This window comes from Xanthomonas codiaei, from assembly GCF_002939785.1.
GTDB lineage: Bacteria > Pseudomonadota > Gammaproteobacteria > Xanthomonadales > Xanthomonadaceae > Xanthomonas > Xanthomonas codiaei.
In genome coordinates this window covers 314,267-332,625 of sequence record NZ_MDEC01000001.1, presented here as the reverse complement: position 1 = coordinate 332,625, position 18,359 = coordinate 314,267, and the positions used below count along the sequence as shown (strand labels likewise).

Here is an 18,359-nt window from a genome sequence, read left to right as displayed (position 1 = left end):
ACCACGCGCGGATGTCAGCTGGCGATATACCGCTGCAACTGATCGATATCGCGCCGCTGATCTTCGATCACCGCCTTGACCAGGTCGCCGATCGAGATGACCCCCTGCACACGGCCATTTTCGACCACCGGCAGATGCCGGAAGCGGCCCTCGGTCATCAGCTGCATGCAGCGCTCCACGGTGTCCGAAGGCGACACCGTCACTACCTGCGAACTCATGATCTCCGCCACGCTGGTGCTGTGGGACGAACGCTCGCGCAAGACCACCTTGCGCGCGTAATCGCGCTCGGACACGATGCCGGCAAGCCTCGCCCCGTCCATCACCAACACCGCGCCGATGCCCTTCTCGGCCATCAGCCGGATCGCTTCGATCACTGCGGCATCGGCCGCAACGGCGAACACCTCAACCTGCTTGGTCCCCAACAGCTGTCGTACGGTCTGCATGGCCCGCTCCGCGCTTGGTCTGGTGATCGCAGCCTACTCCCACCGCGCCGCGCTGGGTATCGACCAGGTACAGCGGGCGCTGCTTGGCCTCATCGTACAAGCGGCCCAGGTATTCACCGATCAGGCCCAGCGCAATCAACTGGATGCCGCCCAGGAACAGGATCACCGACATCATCGTCGGCCAGCCCGCGACCGGATCGCCCACCAGCGCCGCCTTGATCACCACCCAGCCTCCGAACAGGAACGCCGCCAGCGCCGTCAGCAGGCCCAGATAGGTCGCTACCCGCAACGGCACCGTGGAAAAGCTGGTGATGCCGTCCAGCGCGAAATTCCACAACCGCCAGGCCGTGAACTTGCTGGTCCCGGACAGGCGCGGCGCGCGCCGGTACGGCAGCGCCACCTGGCGGAATCCGACCCAGCCGAACAGGCCCTTCATGAAGCGATGCCGCTCGCGCAACTGCTGCAACGCCTGCACCACCCGCGGCGACAGCAGGCGAAAATCGCCGGTGTCGGCGGGGATCGGCGTGCGCGACAGGCGCCGGATCACCCGATAGAACGCATGGGCGGCACTGCGTTTGATCCAGCTCTCGCCTTCGCGAAACACGCGTGTTCCGAAGATATTGTCGTAGCCGGCCCGCCACAGCGCGACGAATTCCGGGATCAGTTCCGGCGGGTCCTGGCCATCGGCATCGAGCAGGACGACCGCGCCGGGCAGCACATGATCCAGTCCCGCCGAGACCGCCACTTCCTTGCCGAAATTGCGCGACAGCCGTACTGCGCCCACCCGCGCATCGGCCTGCACCAGCGCCTGCAAGACGTCCCAGGTGCCGTCGGTGCTGCCGTCGTCGACATACAGCACCTGCGTCTGCAGCCCATGCAGCTGCGCCAGCACCGCGCACAGCCGCGGATGCAACAACGGGATGCTGGTTTCCTCGTTGTAGGCCGCAATCACCACGGTCAGCCGCTCGCCAACGGCAGGGGCGGCGCTGGGGTCGATACTGCTCATGCTCACCTGGCCTGCAGGTAGGCAGCGCCGCCCAGCTGCCGCGCCTGCCGCTGGATCCACGCCGTGCGCCGCTGCACATAGGCGCCCGGCCGGCGCGCGTCATAGCGCCGCGGCGAAGGCAGCACCGCAGCCAGGCGCGCCGACTCGGTCGGCGACAGCCCGGCCGCATCCTTGCCCCAGAACTGCCGGGCAGCCGCCTGCGCGCCATACACGCCGTCGCCGAACTCGGCCACGTTGAGATACACCTCCAGAATGCGCTGCTTGGGCCAGAACAACTCGATCAGCACCGTGTACCAGGCCTCCAGGCCCTTGCGCAGCCAGCTGCGGCCCTGCCACAGGAACACGTTCTTGGCGACCTGCTGGCTGATCGTGCTCGCGCCACGCACCCGCCCGCCGCGCGCATTGTGATCGCGCGCCTTTTCGATGGCCTGCAGATCGAACCCGTGATGCATCGGGAACTGCTGGTCCTCTGCCGCCACCACCGAGATCGGCAGGCTGGCGGCGATCTTCTCGTAGTCGCGCCATTGCTGATGCAGGGAAAACCCGACATCGCCCTCGCCCCAGGCTTCCAGATAGCGGCCCACCATCGTGCTGCTGATCGGCGGGTCGACCACCCGCAGCACCAGCACCTGCAACACGCTCGCGGCGGCGAACAGCAGCGGCGCGGCCAATAGCCAGCGCAGCCAGCGCAGCCAGCGCCTGCGCCGCGGTGGTGTCCCCTGCTTGCCATCCAATGCATCCGTCCCCATTAGTTCGCTTCGACCTTCAATCCCGATGCCTGCCGCATTATCCGGCAACCGGCGTCCCTTACGTCCGATGTCTCCATGACCGATCACGATCAGCTTTCCCGTTTCCTGCTGCCGGCCGCCGGCGTGCGCGGAGTCCATGTGCGTCTGACCAAGGCCTGGCACGACATCCAGGGCGCCGCCGAGTACCCGCCAGCCGCGCGCCAGCTGCTTGGCGAAGCCGCGGTGGCGGCCGCTCTGTTCACCGGCCACACCAAGGTGGATGGGCGCCTATCCGTGCAGCTGCGCGGCAACGACACGCTGCGCACCCTGTTTGCCGAATGCACCGCCGCCGGCACCTTGCGCGGCATCGTGCAACTGGCCGACGGCGCCGATGCGCCGACCGACCTGCGCGAGCTGGGCGAGGCCGCCCTGCTGGCGATCACCATCGAAAACCCCGGCCTGGACCCGCGCGAACCGCAGCGCTACCAGAGCCTGGTCGGCATGCAGGCCCCGGACCTGGCCGAGGCCTTCGAAACCTATTTCCAGCAGTCCGAACAGCTGCCGACCCGCCTGCTGCTGGCGGCCGGCCCGGATCAGGCCGCTGGCCTGCTGCTGCAGAAGCTGCCGGGCGACGAAGGCGACACCGACGGCTGGACCCGCATCGGCGCCCTGTTCGACACGCTCGGCGCGCCGGAGCTGTTGTCGGTCGCCAGCGACGACCTGCTGCACCGCCTGTTCCACGAAGAAGACACGCAGTTGATGGGCAGCAAGCCACTTGCTTTTGGCTGCTCCTGCTCGCGCGAACGAGTTGCCGCGATGCTGCAATCGCTGGGCGAAGACGAGGCGCGCGCCGCCGCAGAAGAGACCGGCAGCGTGGACGTGCGCTGCGAATTCTGCGGTCGTGAGTATCACTTTCCGTTGACCGATCTGGCCGTACTTTTCAGTGCAGCGCAACCCTCTCAGCAGGCGCCGGAACGGTTGCAATAGATAGCATTACGGCTGCGTTCCGGGGAACGTGACTACTTGTTAAATAATCATAAACACCCTAGCATTCTCCCTGCCCGCTCTCGGGAACTTAACAACTACGCCTGGGTCTGACTCTCGGTATGCGACACCTTCTGCGCCTTCCGCTCGCTTTGCTGGTTGCCCTTGCGGCAGCCACGGGCGTGCACGCGCAGTCGGCGCAGCAATTGCGCGAGAGCACGATCCTGCCGGTGTGGAACAAGGGAAGCGGCAAGGTCGAGGCGTTCCTATATCTGGAACCTACCGGTGAACAGAAGGCCGGCGCACGCTGGCACTTCGGTCGCAACTCCCTGGACGCGGCATTCGGCCTGACCTCCGGCGATTCGCTGGGCCTGCTTTGCAACAGCAGCCGTGGCACCAACATCAGCGGATTGGCCAGCCATTGCCTGCTGGCCGGCATCGGCGACGACGAGGAAGACAGCGCCGCCGCCTCGCGCCGGGTGTCCGGAACGCTGGGCTTCAACCGCGCCGGCGGCCGAGTGGGCGTCACCGCCGGTACCGGTCGCGACACCCTGCCCGCCTGGCTGATCGGCGCCGGCAAGGCACCGCTGACGCGCGTCGAGCAAAACGATCTGACCGTGTTCGGCCAGAAGAACATCGGCCGCGAAGGCTTCGTCTCGATCGGCGGCACCTACGCCCGCGCACGGCTGGTGCCGCTCGCAGATGTCTCCCCCGCCATTGCCGACCAATGGGACAGCAAGACCTTGAGCGTTGGCGGCGGCTATGGCGCCTTCAGCGCCAATGTCATCGGCCGCGTCGTGGACGTCCCCGGCCAGCCGGAGAAGTGGGAAGGCCTGGGCCTGGGCCTGACCTGGCGCACCCCCTGGAGCGGCCAGCTGACTGTCGGCGCCGAGAACGTCATCTCGCGCGGCAAGAACCCCTTCGCGCCGAACAACGACAGCAACAGCGACGGCACGGTTCCGTACGTCCGGTACGAGCAGGACCTGTAGAGCAGCCCAGCCATCAAATTTAGCGTAGCGCCACCGTTTTGCGGTGGCGTTTTTGTATGTGCCCGCTCTGCGTTAACGGGACTTTAATTCTCTCTGCTTGCCATATACCATCGGTTCACCCTGTCGCCTTGGGACCGCATCTTCGGACCCGCCTGCCAGGCCTACCCCAAATTGTTATGGAGAGAGAGCCCATGAAGTACACGTCAAGCAAGTTGCGTGACGCCGTCGTACTTGCGCTTGCCGTCGGAGGAATCTATTCCCCAGTATCCTTCGCCCAAGACGCATCAGCTGGTTCCACGACCAACCTGGACAAGATCGAGGTCACTGGGTCGCGTATCAAGCGCGCTGATCTGGAAACATCCAGCCCGGTGTTCGTGATAGACCGTCAGACCATCCAGAGTTCCGGCGCCGCGACAGTCGGTGAATTTCTCCAACGCACACCGGCTATTGCCGGCGCGGCGACCAATCCGCAGGTGAACAATGGCGGCGGCGCGGGCGCGGCGACGGTGGACCTACGCGGATTGGGCGTCAATCGCTCTCTGGTTCTGGTGGACGGACGCCGATGGATAGGCACGGTTAGCAACGCCAATGGCGCCGTCGACATCAACTCGATCCCGCTCGGCCTGATTGAGCGAGTCGAAGTGTTGAAGGACGGCGCGTCGGCGATCTATGGATCCGACGCGATCGGTGGCGTCGTCAACTTCATCCTTCGCAACAACCTCGATGGTGTAGAAGCGAGCGCCTACTACGGAACCTCCGCGCGCGGCGATGCTGCGACCCAACGCTACGACGCTGTTTTCGGGATAACCAGCGATCGAGGCGCACTGATGCTGGGGGCCAGCTACGACAAGGCTGACGAGGTTCGCGCCGCGGATCGCACCTATTCCAGTCAACCGTATCAGCTGTACGCAGGCGAGAAGGGTATCGGCGGTACCAGTCGTATTCTGACTGGCCGTTACGTCGTGCCGCGCGCCAATGCTGCTGGCGTCAACCTCGCCGATCCCAATTGTGGGGCGGGCGCAAATGTCACTCTGACGCGTATCGATGGCCGTCCTGGTTCGTCTCCATCCGACTTCCGCTGCTTCAATCCGCAAACGGACGTCTACAACTATCAGGCGGATGGAAACCTGACGCTGACGCCGCAGGAGCGGACCAGCCTCTTCATGAACGGCACTTACAAGCTCAGCGACAACGTCGAGGCATTTGTACTGGGCTCCTGGTTGCGGACTGAATCCGCCTTTGCCCTGGCACCGTTGCCGTTCGACGGTCGTCCTGCTGTGGACGATGTTCCGATCAGCGCAGATAGCCTCTATAACCCTTTCGGGGTCGACATCACGGACGCACGTCTGCGCCTTCGTGATTTCATTCCTACACGCACCACGCGTTTCACCACCGAGACATATCAGATCACCGGCGGGCTGCGCGGCGCCTTCGGTGACAGCAGTTGGAGTTGGGACGCATCTTACGGATACGGCCGCTCACCGCAGTCATCCTCGGTGAAGGGATATCTGTACAGTCCCGGTCTGGCCGCCGCACTCGGCCCATCAATGATCGACCCGGCAACCGGAAATCCGATCTGCGTCCGTACGCCAGGAAACCCGGCAACGGCGATCAATGGCTGCCTGCCCGTCAACTTCCTGGGTCCTGCCCCCGACGCGACCACCCCGACCGGCCAAGCGCAGTTGAACGCGCTCAGTCTGATCAACCCGACGATTACCAACACCAACGAAAACACCCTGAAGGTCTTCAACGCCAATGCGACCGGCGACCTCTTCGATGTTCCTGCAGGCACCGTGTCCCTGGCAGTTGGCGTGGAACGCCGTGAGGAATCTGCCAGTTCGACCAGCGATTTCCTGACCATCATCCCGCCGGGCGAAACTGTCTGCCTCACCACGCAGGAAGCCTGTACTTACGGCGACATCTCCGGAAAGTTCGACGTCAATGAAGTCTACGCAGAAGCGCTCATTCCGCTTTTGAGCGAGGTGCCTTTTGCAGAAAAACTGAACCTGACGATGGGCACGCGTTATTCCGATTACTCGAATTTCGGCGGCACGACCAATTCGAAGGTCGGTATAGAGTGGAAGCCCTTTTCCGATCTTCTGATCCGCGGTACGTATGCAGATGTGTTCCGTGCACCGACCATCGGCGACCTCTTCTCGCCGACGGTTCCCAGCGCGAATAGCTACGTCGATCCCTGCAATGGCTATTCGGGACAGGCGACTGCAGATCCGCGTGCGTGTGCAGGCGTTGCTCCTGATGGCTCATTCCGCCAGAGCAACAATCAGGTGACTTCGTTCCAGGTGTCGAACCCGAACCTTCAGCCGGAAGAAGGTGACGTCTTTACATATGGCTTCGTTTACAGTCCCAGCTGGCTCGACGGGTTCAGCGTGACTGCCGACTACTGGCGTGTAAGCCTTGATCAGTTCATCACCAATCTGCCCGAGACCGTGATGTTGAATCAGTGCTACCAGTTTGGGCGCTATTGCGACACATTCATTCGCGATGCAGCCGGCGACGTTGCACAAATGACCAATGTGATCGGCAATTTTGGTGAATTGCGTACGAGCGGCGTCGACCTGGGCTTCCGTTACAACACGCAGGAAGCTGCGTGGGGCAAGCTGTCGTGGAATTTGGATACGACATACATTCGTCAATACGATGTTCGCCTGCTCTCGGGAGATCCCACCAGCGACGTCGGTGCATTCCCCGGAATACCGGAAAGCAAGGGCTTGGCGGGCACATTTGTGGATTCCGCATCCTCAGGCTTCGGTAATATTGCACGCTGGCGCGCCCTCAATGATCTGACCTGGACGTTCGGAAATCTGAATGCCAGTCTGACCACCCGATACGTCCACCATGTGAACGAGGCCCCAGACGTTGCCGAGGTCGGTACCGACGGTTACGTGGCCAAGCGCCAAGTTCCGTCGTATACCCAGACCGACTTCCAGTTGGGGTATCGCCTTGAGTCGCTGAACAACAGTACGATCCAGATCGGCGTTCGCAACCTGGCAGACCGTCAACCACCCCTGGTCTATTCCGGCTTCAATGCCTCCACCGACTTGCGGACCTACGATGCCATCGGCAGGTACTACTGGATGCGTTGGACTGCACGATTCTGATCTGCATCACGGGGAAGAGGGCGCCGCATCCGCGGCGCCCTCCTCTCAGGATCATCTTCGGCACTTCATTCGGACATACGACAACAGCCTGCCGCCGCAACTGTGCGCCAAGCTGGTCGAATCTTTTCTGACGCTGGGCGAATTCCACGAACGGAACGGCCGAGGCGTGCGCCCCGGGCTGGACGACAGCGCGTGGACAGAGCTGGATATCTCCAAACTGTCAGATCACGCATTTTTGAGCTTTTTCCGCTCTCTGATCAGCAAGGAACTCGCTCGCTACAATGCCGATATCGGCCTCAGTATCGCGGTCCCTGATAGCCCGCTTCTCAGCCCATTGATCCTCAAGCGTTATCGCCCCGAAAGCGATGAGCGCTTCCAGACGCACTTCGATTCGATAAATAGCGTCTGCGATCGGTATCTGGTTTTTCTCTGGTATCTCAATGATGTCGAGCAAGGCGGCGAAACCTGGTTTCCAGGTTTAAACCATGGCATTACGCCGCGAGCCGGTAGGCTTTTGATGTTTCCGCCATATTGGATGTACGCACATCAAGGCAGGCCACCCACGAGCGGGGACAAGTACATCCTCTCCACGTATCTCCGTTTCCCACAACGCTGACTAGGCGTAACCATAACGGAGGCGCCATGGCGCAAGAAGATGTTGCGTGCGCGGGGAGAAATGATGTCGATAGTGCTCCCACCGTCCAATTGCACGATCATGGATCGGCTCGATAACCTGGGCGTAACTCGGCGTATTGATTCGCGTGGGTCGCGACTTGGCGAGCTCCTGGAAACTTGTCACGGCATCGTCCCACTCAGACGCGAGGAAGTGTAGCAATGCCGATACATGCGACGGCATGTCATTGACCAGATCCTCGTATCGAATTACATGGACTTGGGCACTGGCCAATGCCCTATGGCGCTCCCAATAAGACATTACCTTTACATACGTCTCTGCGGAGGCCTCCAAGGTTGCGAATGAGAGTGCGCCTCCACGCATACCGAATGCCTGCATGTAACAACTCAATACACAGTCATGAGGGTCGCGCAAAAGGAGAATATATTTCGCACGCGGAAATAGCCGGGCGATATACGGGACTCGCGTCAAATTCAAGGGATATTTATCGATCAAGCACGAATCTACGGAAACATACTTGGCGACCACCGCATGATAGATATCTCGCGCCTTGCCAATCTGAGTGTCGGAAAGCGAAGCCAACCAGTCGTCCAGGTGCGGCTCGGCCAAATCCATGCCCGCACGCAAGCAGGCGATAGCCTCCTCCAACGCCGGTCGCTCATCCAATACGACGAAACCTGGATGCGCATCCAATATGCGCTCCAAAAGTGTTGTGCCTGACCGCGGAAAACCCACAAGAAATGTCGGATCTTCTGAACGCCCACCTTTCGTTTGCGAGGAATGCCAAGTTAAAGGAACTGGAGCTCTTAAAGATTCGTCCAGCCATCCCAGGGCGCCATCCTCCGTCTGCCCTGGAAAACGGCGAGTGTAAGCCACGATGGCACGCGCGTGCGCGCGATCCAATGCAGCCATGGCGTCATCGAAGCGACAGCCTGCATCGGCATTCTTGGCCCGCTCGAACTCCAGCAATGCTCCAATTGCTCCATCCCCAGCCATCGCGATACCCGATGCAAGACTCTTATCAGCGCTTTCGTACTTCTTTTGTCGCCGCAGCATTCGCCCCATCGCAAGTGCCTTCATCGGAGACATCTCGCTTCCGACAACGCTTTGGTGCAGCAGATGGCGACCGGCTTCGTCCAGGCGATTGAGTCTTTCGAGCAAAAGAACGAGCTGTACTCGTAACTCGCTCGTTGCGGTAGTGTCGTCAAGCAGCTGCTCATACAGCGCCAACGCGCGCAACTCTTCGCCGCAATTGGCGAGCAACCAGGCGAAACTCTCGCATTGCGCGCGAGACATTGCCCGATGATCCAGATGCCCAAGGCAAGATCTCACCTCGTCAAATCGCTCGAGCTCCATCAAGCATTGCGCATAGGCCAGAGCAACGTCGTATGCGTCGGGCTCCTGCCGCCAGGCACGCCCAAGGCTTATTTCTGCCTGCTGATATCTTTGAAGATAAAGCAATGCCAGCCCTAGACCCAACTGGCAAGCCACTTCGTTTCCAGCACCGCGCTTGATGGCCTCTTCGAAGGCGACCAGAGACTGTCCGAAGTCTTCTAGTTCAAGCAATAAATTTCCGATATTGATTAGATAGGCCGGCTCGGAAGGCTGAAGAGTCGCCAGATGCCAGTAGGCATGACAAGCATCATGGAGAACGCCGTGGCGATGCAGCTCTTCTGCAAATGCCAGCCATCCGGCGCTGTTTGAAACAGCGGGCGCGACACCTTCACGCATCCATGCCCGCATTCTTTCTTGGTGAGCAGACGCCGACATGATCATTGATGAATGATCTCACATCCTGGCCAGTGAAATTTCGCAAGAAACGTGCCCGTCGCATCGAATCAAACGCTACGGATTCACCATGCATACAAAGACTTCAGGAGACTTCAAGATTCTACGTGTTACGACATTCAAGACAGTTATGTAACAACGCATAAAAAACTACGCCCCCGAGATCGGGGGCGTAGCCTAGGTCAAGCTTTCAAACCCACTCTCAGAACCGCTGGGTGTAACGCATGTAGAGGAAGCGACCGATATCGAAGCCACCGAAGTAAGACACGTTGGAGCTCGGCTGGCTGTACAGGGTCGGGCCGACGCGGTCGAACACGTTGTTGGCACCGGCAGCAATCGTCGCGTTCCACGGAGCGTTCCAACGTACTTGGACGTCGTTGAAGATGGTCGCGCCACGCTCGTTGGTCGGGTTACCAACCGAAACGCCCTGGTTGTTCGGAGCGCGGTAGTTGGGATCGCTGCACTCGTCGGGGAACAGCGACGCACTCAGGCAGGTTTCCTTCAGGCCGGAGAAGTAACGCACCGTCCAGCTGGCACCGAAGTCGCCCTTATCCCAGTTGAAAGCGACATTGGAACGGATACGGAAGTGCGTGCCGGTGGTGGTGCCCGCCCAGCCCACGCCCGTGAACGGGTTCGGATTGGTGACGGAATTACGGGTGGTGACCAACTCGTCGCGGCTGGTGTAGGTGGTCGTCCACTTGACGCCGAAGGTTCCGGCTGCGTCGGTTGCCAGGCGGTAGCCCAGATCCAAGTCGTAACCCTCAACCTCGCGGTAACCCGCGTTGATCGAGGTACGGCTCAAGGTGTTGACGATGCCGCTGACCGGATCGCGAGTGAACGCGTTGCAGCGCTCGGCGATGCCGTTGATGTAGCAATCGTTGAGGATCAGGTTGGCGGTGTCGCCGATGATGGTGTTTTCGACGCGGATCTGCCACCAGTCAAGCGACACGTTCAAGCCGTTGACGAAGCCCGGGCTCCACACAAAACCCAAGGTCTTGGAGGTGGAGGTTTCCGGGGTCAGCTCTTCGTTGGAGCCGGACAGGAACGCCAGAGGCGTCTGCGACGAGGCTGCCGTGGTCGGCACGAACCCCTGCGCCTGCTGACGGAAGGTAGCCGCATTGACGGGCAGTGCTGCAGCGCAACGTGCGCGGACAGCGGCGCTGGTGCGGGAAGCACCGAACTGGACGTCGCAGGGATCGGTATAGGAATCGAAGGTCTGCGAACCGCCGCCATAGAGGTCGGAGATGGTCGGCGCACGGAAGCCTTCGGCCCAGGTACCGCGAACCAGCAGCGACTGGATCGGCTTCCACTTGAAGCCGAACTTGCTGTTCACGGTGTCGCCGAAGGTGTTGTAGTCGGAATACCGGGAAGCAAGGCTCAGACTCAGCTCCTGGGCGAACGGCAGATCAGCCAGGATCGGCACGTTGAGCTCGGCGTAGACTTCTTCCACCTTGTAGCTGCCACCGGTGGGGAAGTTGGCCAGACCAGAAGTGTTACCCGACTGCGCCAACGCGTCCGGGCTGAACTCGCCTTCTTCCTTGCGCTGCTCGGCACCCACGGCAAAGCCGAGATCGCCAGCCGGCAGGGTGAACAAGCTACCCGACAAGTTGGCAGAAATGACCTTGGTCTTGGTGTCTGCGGTCGCGTGCGTGGTAGGGATCAGGAAGTCCTGCAGGGCCTGATTGCCGGTCAGTGCACCCGGACCGGTCAGGCCAGCGGCGATGAACGGATTGAACGGCACGCACTGTGCCAGAGCGATCGGAGCGGCAGCCGAGCCGCACTGCGCAACGCCGGAGGCGTTGATGAAGGACGGGCCCACAGCTGCACGCAACGAGGTCAGGTTGAGATCGCCGTAACCGCTCTGCACCAGCTTGTTGTTGTTATAGAGGTAACCCACATCCCAGTCGAAGATGCGGTCGCCGACATTGAACGAGCCGTCGAACGCGCCCGAGAAGCGATACGTGGTCAGCTCCGCACGCGTGGTGCGCGGTACTTCGGTCGTACGACGCCACCAGTTCGGGATTTCGCGGTTCAGCGGATTGAATGCGCTATCCACCGACATCGGCGAACCGAATGCGAGTGCCTGGTACGGGTAGCCCGCGATCTGGCGCTCGGAATCACGATTGCTGTACAGCACGTTGGTGCGGAAGCGAACGTTGTCCGTCAGGTCGTACGAACCATCCACGAACAGCGAGCGGCGCTCCTGCGGAGTGCGCAGGTCGGTCCAGCGGTTGGTGTTGGTCTTGTCCTGGGTAACGGTCTGGTCGGTGTTCTGAGCGCGGTAGTCAGCCGGGTTGTCCGGGTTGCCACCATCGCGTACCAGCACGCGGACTTCACGATTCGGGTTGGCTGCAGTGGCGGCCGGGTAACGGACATTGGGAAGCGCATCCGCCGGACGGCTGACGAATCCACCGAACTCGCCGACGGCGGTCCAGCCAAAGTCCGGATGATTGGACGAGCGCGGGAATTCCGAGTAAGGACGGTCAGAGGCAGCAACCTTGTTTTCCTTGGCGTACTCGATGCCAACGGTCAGGGTTCCACGCTCACCGGTCACGCCCATCACGAAATCGGCATTGGTCGTCTCGCCATCGCCCTGCGAGTACTGGCCGTAGTAGACGTTGCCGGTCGCGCCATCGAAGTTGGTACGGGTGATGATGTTGATGACACCGGCGATCGCGTCGGAACCGTAGATCGAGGAAGCACCGTCCTTCAGCACCTCGATGCGATCGATCGAGGAGACAGGAACGGTGGAGATGTCCTGCAGGCCGTCAGTGGTGATGCCAAGACGCTTGCCGTTGACCAGCACCAGCGTACGAGCCGCACCCAGGTCACGCAGGCTGATGTAGGTACCACCGACCGCTTCGCCGGAAGACAGCGGCGACGCGCGGCTGATCGGCGGCGTGCCGACTGCGCTGATGTTTTGCAGGATGTCGGCGACCGACGAGAAGCCCTGCTTCTCGATGTCGGCGCGGCTGACGGTCAGAATCGGCTGAGCGGTTTCCGTATCCACCTGGCGGATGCGCGAACCGGTCACTTCGATACGATCGAGGTTGGTCGCGCCGGCGTCCTGGGCGATGGCGATCGAAGGCAGTGCCGAGGCAGTCGCGCCAACCGCGATGGCGAATGAAATCGCGTCGCGAAGCTTGCTGGTCTTGTAAATCATTGAGCTCTCTCTCTCCAAGATCTTGGTAGTGGCGTAATGAACAACCGTTCGAGGGATCGAAGAAGCGAACCCAAAGCGAAAGGTGGAGCCGATAGTAGCTACCAAGTTTGAAAAATTAAAGATGCGTTAACGAGAAATTGTCTTTCCGTGAATTCAGGGAGCACTTAGCTTTCGCCAGCCCCCTCGAAGACCGCTAAAGTTCCCGTTGCAGCTGCCGCTAAAAGCTCCAAAGCCATGACCATGCGGCAAGAGAGCCCAACCGAAAACATTAGAATTTTCTTTTAAAACAAAGACTTATTCCACCATGGTCTAGCGACCTGAACATAGATCCAGTAGCCACATACACAGGCAGGTGCTGCGATCAGCCAGGAATCAAGGTCTGAATCACATGCTCGACATAGGCCTCGAAATCTTCCCGGGCGGGCTTGGGTTGCTGCAGTTGCAGCGAAAGCTGCAGGAAGCCGACATAGGCGGCGTAGGCCAGACGGGCACGGTGCTGGGCGTCGGTGCGGGACAGGCCGGCCTGGCGGAAGGAGGCGATCAGGTAATCCAGCCGGCGCTGCGAGACGCGGTCGATGACCGGGCGCACCGCAGGATGGTCGAGGGCCTTGAGCAGTTCGCTATAGATCACGTGTGGTTTGACTTCATGGGCGACCAGTTGGAACAGGGCGCGCAGGCGGGCGCTGGGGTCCGGGACGTCTTCCAGGCTGCCGAACACTTCCTTCTGTTCAAAGATTTCCCAGCGCTCCAGGGCGGCCTGCAGCAGCGCGTCGCGCGATGGGAAGTGCCAGTAGAAGCTGCCCTTGGTCACGCCGAGCCGGCGCGCCAACGGTTCTACGGCAACCGCGCCCACGCCTTGTTCGGCGATCAGGTCCAGCGCGGCCTGCGCCCAGTCGTCCGCACTGAGGCGGTTGCCGCGGCCGGAACTGGCCCGGGGAGTGGTGGGGCTGGATTCGGTGATGTCGTTCATGCTGCGATTTAACCATACGCTTGAGTCAGTTGCAGTATGCGTCACGAAATCGACGCACAATCGCCATGATTCAATGGCTTAACCGTCCATACCAGAGAGTATTGACAGCTGCCGTGACGAATCCATACCATTAGGTATGGTCACTCGTCCTCCTACCCTCGCCCGCACTGTGTCTGCGCCGCACATCAGCGCTGGCGATGCCGAGTTGGCGGTGTCGGTCCAAGGCGCCGAACGCGCGCAAACGGTCGTGCTGGCGCATGGGTTCGGGCAGACGCGGCATGCCTGGGAAGCGACTGCACGCGCGTTGGCGAAGGCTGGCTACCGTGCCCTGTCCTACGATGCGCGCGGGCATGGCGATTCAAGCTTCAATGCGGCCGAGGTGCGCTACTCGCCGACGCAGTTCGCCGATGACCTGATCGTGGTGGCCGGCGAGCACGCGCAACCGCCGGTGCTGGTCGCCGCCTCGATGGGGGGATTGTTTGGGCTGCTTGCCGAAGCGCGTTGGCCGGGCCTGTTTCGCGCCATCGTGCTGGTCGACATCACGCCGCGTTGGGACACCAGCGGCGTGGAGCGCATCCTGCGCTTCATGACCGCGCACCCGGATGGCTTCGCCTCGCTGGAGGCCGCCGCCGATGCGATCGCCGACTATCTGCCGCATCGGCCACGCAAGACGGCAAGCCAGTTGCAGGCGCTGCTGCGCCAGCGCGACGACGGCCGTTGGCAATGGCATTGGGATCGGCGCCTGGTCGACGAGCTGGCCGGACAGGATGCGCAGCTGCAGCAGCATGCGCTGCTGGATGCCGCAGCGCAGGTGCGTTGCCCGATGCTGCTGATCAGCGGCGGACGCAGCGACCTGGTCACGCCGGCCACCATCAATGAGTTCCTGTCGATCGTGCCGCACGCACAGCATGTGCATCTACCCGATGCCACGCACATGCTGGCCGGCGACGACAACACCACGTTTACCGCCACCGTGTTGCAGTACCTGGGCGCATTACCCTCGGTTGGCACCATCGCAGCGTCCAACATCACCGAGCATGTCACTGGAGCAAGACCATGAGCATCGTTGCACCGTTCCTCCTCGTCATCCTGGCGGCGGGTATCGCTGCCTATCACCGGATGCGCCTTGCGACCTGGGTTGCGATCAGCGCCTGCGTGCTGGTGGCGTGCTGGTTGCTGGACGCGAACCTGATCGCCACCATCGTTGCGGCCGCGCTGGTCGTGCTGGTATCCGCTCCAGTGCTGCTGCCCTTCCTGCGCAAGCCGCTGCTGACCACGCCGTTGATGGCGTTCTTCCGCAAGGTGCTGCCGCCGCTGTCGCAGACCGAGCGCATCGCGCTGGAGACCGGCTCGGTCGGTTTCGAAGGCGAACTGTTCACCGGTGACCCGGATTGGCAGAAGCTGCTCAACTATCCCAAGCCGCAGCTCACCGCCGAAGAGCAGGCGTTCCTGGATGGCCCGGTGGAAGAGCTGTGCAAGATGGTCAACGACTGGGAAATCACCCACGTCCATGCCGACCTGCCGCCGGAGTTGTGGGACTTCATCAAGAAGAACAAGTTCTTCGGCATGATCATTCCCAAGCAGTACGGCGGCCTGGGCTTCAGCGCGCTGGCCCACCACAAGGTGATCCAGAAGCTGTCCTCGATCTCCAGCGTGGTCAGCTCCACCGTCGGCGTGCCGAACTCGCTAGGGCCCGGCGAGCTGCTGCTGCACTACGGCACTCCGGAACAGAAGGACTATTACCTGCCGCGTCTGGCCGTGGGTGCGGAAGTGCCGTGTTTCGGCCTGACCGGTCCGTTTGCCGGCTCCGATGCCACCTCGATCCCGGACTACGGCATCGTCTGCAAAGGCGAGTGGAATGGCGCCAACGTGCTCGGCGTCAAGCTGACCTTCGACAAGCGCTACATCACCCTGGCACCGGTCGCCTCGCTGATCGGCCTTGCCTTCCGCGCCTACGATCCGGAAGGTCTGATCGGCGACAAGAAGGACATCGGCATCACCCTGGCGCTGCTGCCGCGCGAAACCCCCGGCGTGGAAATCGGCCGCCGCCACTTCCCGTTGAACTCGCCGTTCCAGAATGGCCCGATCCATGGCGAAGAAGTGTTCATTCCGCTGAGCCAGTTGATCGGCGGCGTGGAAATGGTCGGCAAGGGCTGGAACATGCTCAACGAGTGCCTGGCCGTGGGTCGCTCGATCACCCTGCCCTCCACCGCCAGTGGCGGCAGCAAGGCGGCTGCGGTGGTCACCGGAGCCTATGCACGCATCCGCAAGCAGTTCGGCCTGTCGGTGGGCCGTTTCGAAGGCGTGGAAGAGGCGCTGGCGCGTATCGGCGGCAAGGCCTATGCGATCAGTGCGCTGTCGCAGGCCACGGCAGCGGCGGTGGACCGCGGCGACGTGCCGTCGGTGCCGTCGGCGATCGCCAAGTACCACTGCACCACCATGGGCCGCGAAGTGGTCAGCGACATGATGGATGTGATCGGCGGCAAGGGCATCATCCTGGGGCCGCGCAACTTCGCCGGCCGCGCCTGGCAGGCCGCGCCGATCGGCGTGACCGTGGAAGGCGCCAACATCATGACCCGCAGCCTGCTGATCTTCGGCCAGGGCGCAATCCTGTGCCATCCGTGGGTGATGAAGGAAATGCAGGCAGCGCAGGATCCGGACACCCGTCGCGGCCTGGAAGCGTTCGACCAGAGCCTGTTCGGCCATATCCGCTTCGGCATTTCCAATGCGGTGCGTTCGTTCTGGTTCGGCCTGACCGGTGCGCGCATCGGCGCCGCGCCGGGCGATGCCTACACCCGCCGTTTCTTCCGCAAGCTGGACCGTTACTCGGCCAACCTGGCGTTGATGGCCGACGTCTCGATGCTGATGCTGGGCGGCAAGTTGAAGTTCAAGGAGTCGTTGTCCGGCCGTCTGGGCGATGTGCTGAGCCACATCTACATGACCAGCGCGATGCTCAAGCGTTACCACGATGAAGGCGCACCGGCCAGCGATCAGCCGCTGCTGGCCTGGGCCTTCCACGACAGCGTGCACAAGATCGAAACCGCGCTGTCGGCCGCCCTGCGCAACTTCCCGATCCGTCCGGTGGGCTGGCTGATGTGGGTGTTGATCTTCCCGCTGGGCCGCCGAGCCGAAGCGCCGGGCGACCGTCTGGGCCACCGCGTTGCATCGATCCTGATGGCGCCCAACGAGGCACGCGATCGCCTGGCACAGGGTGTGTTCCTGACCCCGTGCGCCAACAACCCGGGTGGTCGCATCGCCAGCTATCTGACCAAAGCCGTGATGGCCGAGCCGGTGGAGCGCAAGTTCCTCAAGGCGCTCAAGACCAAGGGCATCGAAGCGCTGGAGTTCACCGCACAGCTGGACGAAGCGGTCGCCGAAGGCGTGCTCACGCTGGACGAGCGCAAGCTGCTGGAAGAACTGCGCGAGATCATGATGGATACCATCACCGTGGACGACTTCGATCCGCATGAATTGCGTGCGGCCAGCTTCTACGACAAGCCGCAGGCACAGCAGCCGCGCGAAGCGGCCTGATTTGGCGCTTTCGTCGACAAGGCAAAAACAAACGGCGAGCTTCGGCTCGCCGTTTGCGGTTGAGGGCACGGCAGGTGTGGCTGCAGCGCAGACGTCACGTGCCGGATGTGCCGGGCAAGATCAACACAAGGGCGCTGCGCGGGCGTCTTGCCAGGTCATGGCTGGGGCCTAGGGCACCAATCCATCGCGCCGGCGATGCCAGCTGTCATGCCTGATCGCGTATCAAGCTGGTGAGTACACCGTGGAAGTGATCGCACGTGGCTTGCCAGGCGAAGGACTCCCGCCTCCAGCCAATCAAGAAGATCCGGACCGTCCTGCAGATACAGCGATGCCATCGCAAACAGCGACCAGGCGCTGCACCGTTCCGCCTCCGCGCTTGCGTACTAGCTGACGGGCCAGCGACTACCGCCAGGACACCATCGCCCGCGCAGCCGCGCCCAGGAGCGATTGCCCAAGCGTTTCGCTCAGCTCGGCAACCACAGCAGCGCTAATGCGATCAGCGCAGGCAAGGCCTGCACGAAGAAGATCCGGCGGTTGACGCTGTAGGCGCCGTAGCAACCGGCCACCACCACGCAGCCCAGGAAGAAGCTCAGCACGTCCGCACGTTCGGCCAGTGCGCCCCAGAACAGGCCAGCGGCCAGAAAGCCGTTGTAGAGCCCCTGGTTGGCCGCCAGCACGCGCGTGGCCTGCGCCTTCTCCGCTGTATTGCGGAAGGTCTTCAGACCCAACGGGCGGGTCCACAGCAGCATTTCCAGCACCAGGATGTAGACGTGCAGCAGGGCGACGCACAGGCCGGCAACGATGGCGAACAGGGACATGGCAGGCAGCAGTGATGGACGGGGCGGCAAGCATAGCCGCGATCACCTGCTCTTCGTTGGGAAAACCACGCAGAGGCCGGCAATCGGCTCCTGCCGGGATGGCGCAACCGGCACGACGGGGACTCCAGGGTAGCCCGATGCCATCGACGGCACCGCCGGGAGACCACCAGCAACGCAGACAGCGCC

At 62.1% G+C, this 18,359-nt stretch carries 13 protein-coding genes; 6 read left to right on the top strand and 7 right to left on the bottom strand.

Features of this window, described 5'->3' with window-relative positions; genetic code table 11:
* Positions 1-14: 14 nt before the first annotated feature.
* From XcodCFBP4690_RS01320 to mtgA, 3 genes are read right to left on the bottom strand one after another with little or no spacing between them, the layout of a single operon-like run.
* Positions 15-443, bottom strand: coding sequence for a CBS domain-containing protein (locus XcodCFBP4690_RS01320; protein ID WP_104539251.1), 429 nt, complete (start codon positions 441-443; stop codon positions 15-17).
* Positions 403-1,449, bottom strand: coding sequence for a glycosyltransferase family 2 protein (locus tag XcodCFBP4690_RS01315; protein WP_104539250.1), 1,047 nt, complete (start codon positions 1,447-1,449; stop codon positions 403-405). Before XcodCFBP4690_RS01315 ends, XcodCFBP4690_RS01320 begins: the two co-directional genes overlap by 41 nt.
* Before the next feature lie 2 nt (positions 1,450-1,451).
* Positions 1,452-2,198, bottom strand: a complete 747-nt coding sequence (mtgA, locus tag XcodCFBP4690_RS01310) for a monofunctional biosynthetic peptidoglycan transglycosylase (protein ID WP_104539249.1) — start codon at positions 2,196-2,198, stop codon at positions 1,452-1,454.
* A 75-nt stretch (positions 2,199-2,273) separates the two neighbouring features.
* Here mtgA and hslO point away from each other — a divergent pair, with 75 nt between their 5' ends.
* The 4 genes from hslO to XcodCFBP4690_RS01290 all read left to right on the top strand — a co-directional run bounded on the left by hslO (position 2,274) and on the right by XcodCFBP4690_RS01290 (position 7,885).
* A complete protein-coding gene (hslO, locus tag XcodCFBP4690_RS01305) occupies positions 2,274-3,164 on the top strand; it encodes an Hsp33 family molecular chaperone HslO (protein WP_104539248.1) in 891 nt (296 codons plus the stop codon).
* A 152-nt stretch (positions 3,165-3,316) separates the two neighbouring features.
* Positions 3,317-4,150, top strand: coding sequence for an XOO1806 family protein (locus XcodCFBP4690_RS01300; RefSeq protein ID WP_208622666.1), 834 nt, complete (start codon positions 3,317-3,319; stop codon positions 4,148-4,150).
* A gap of 191 nt (positions 4,151-4,341) precedes the next feature.
* On the top strand, positions 4,342-7,269 hold the full coding sequence (locus tag XcodCFBP4690_RS01295; RefSeq protein ID WP_167394415.1) for a TonB-dependent receptor domain-containing protein: 2,928 nt from the start codon (positions 4,342-4,344) through the stop codon (positions 7,267-7,269).
* A complete protein-coding gene (locus tag XcodCFBP4690_RS01290) occupies positions 7,223-7,885 on the top strand; it encodes a 2OG-Fe(II) oxygenase (RefSeq protein ID WP_104539245.1) in 663 nt (220 codons plus the stop codon). The genes XcodCFBP4690_RS01295 and XcodCFBP4690_RS01290 overlap by 47 nt, the downstream gene beginning before the upstream one ends.
* Here the strand turns inward: XcodCFBP4690_RS01290 and XcodCFBP4690_RS01285 are convergent, their stop codons facing one another.
* From XcodCFBP4690_RS01285 to XcodCFBP4690_RS01275, 3 genes are all read right to left on the bottom strand, one after another.
* Positions 7,886-9,634: a sulfotransferase gene (locus XcodCFBP4690_RS01285; protein WP_167394414.1), complete on the bottom strand. Its 1,749-nt coding sequence runs from the start codon at positions 9,632-9,634 to the stop codon at positions 7,886-7,888.
* 259 nt (positions 9,635-9,893) lie between these two features.
* Complete coding sequence (locus tag XcodCFBP4690_RS01280) at positions 9,894-12,854, bottom strand: TonB-dependent receptor domain-containing protein (RefSeq protein WP_104539243.1); 2,961 nt, start codon at positions 12,852-12,854, stop codon at positions 9,894-9,896.
* 361 nt (positions 12,855-13,215) lie between these two features.
* On the bottom strand, positions 13,216-13,824 hold the full coding sequence (locus tag XcodCFBP4690_RS01275; RefSeq protein WP_104539242.1) for a TetR/AcrR family transcriptional regulator: 609 nt from the start codon (positions 13,822-13,824) through the stop codon (positions 13,216-13,218).
* Between the two features lie 136 nt (positions 13,825-13,960).
* On the opposite strand from XcodCFBP4690_RS01275, the gene XcodCFBP4690_RS01270 reads away from it, so the two are divergent.
* Positions 13,961-14,884, top strand: a complete 924-nt coding sequence (locus tag XcodCFBP4690_RS01270; protein ID WP_146091803.1) for an alpha/beta fold hydrolase — start codon at positions 13,961-13,963, stop codon at positions 14,882-14,884.
* Positions 14,881-17,355, top strand: coding sequence for an acyl-CoA dehydrogenase (locus XcodCFBP4690_RS01265; RefSeq protein WP_104539241.1), 2,475 nt, complete (start codon positions 14,881-14,883; stop codon positions 17,353-17,355). The genes XcodCFBP4690_RS01270 and XcodCFBP4690_RS01265 overlap by 4 nt, the downstream gene beginning before the upstream one ends.
* A 464-nt stretch (positions 17,356-17,819) precedes the next feature.
* Here the strand turns inward: XcodCFBP4690_RS01265 and XcodCFBP4690_RS01260 are convergent, their stop codons facing one another.
* Positions 17,820-18,173, bottom strand: coding sequence for a DUF1304 domain-containing protein (locus XcodCFBP4690_RS01260; RefSeq protein WP_104539240.1), 354 nt, complete (start codon positions 18,171-18,173; stop codon positions 17,820-17,822).
* Positions 18,174-18,359: the final 186 nt, after the last annotated feature.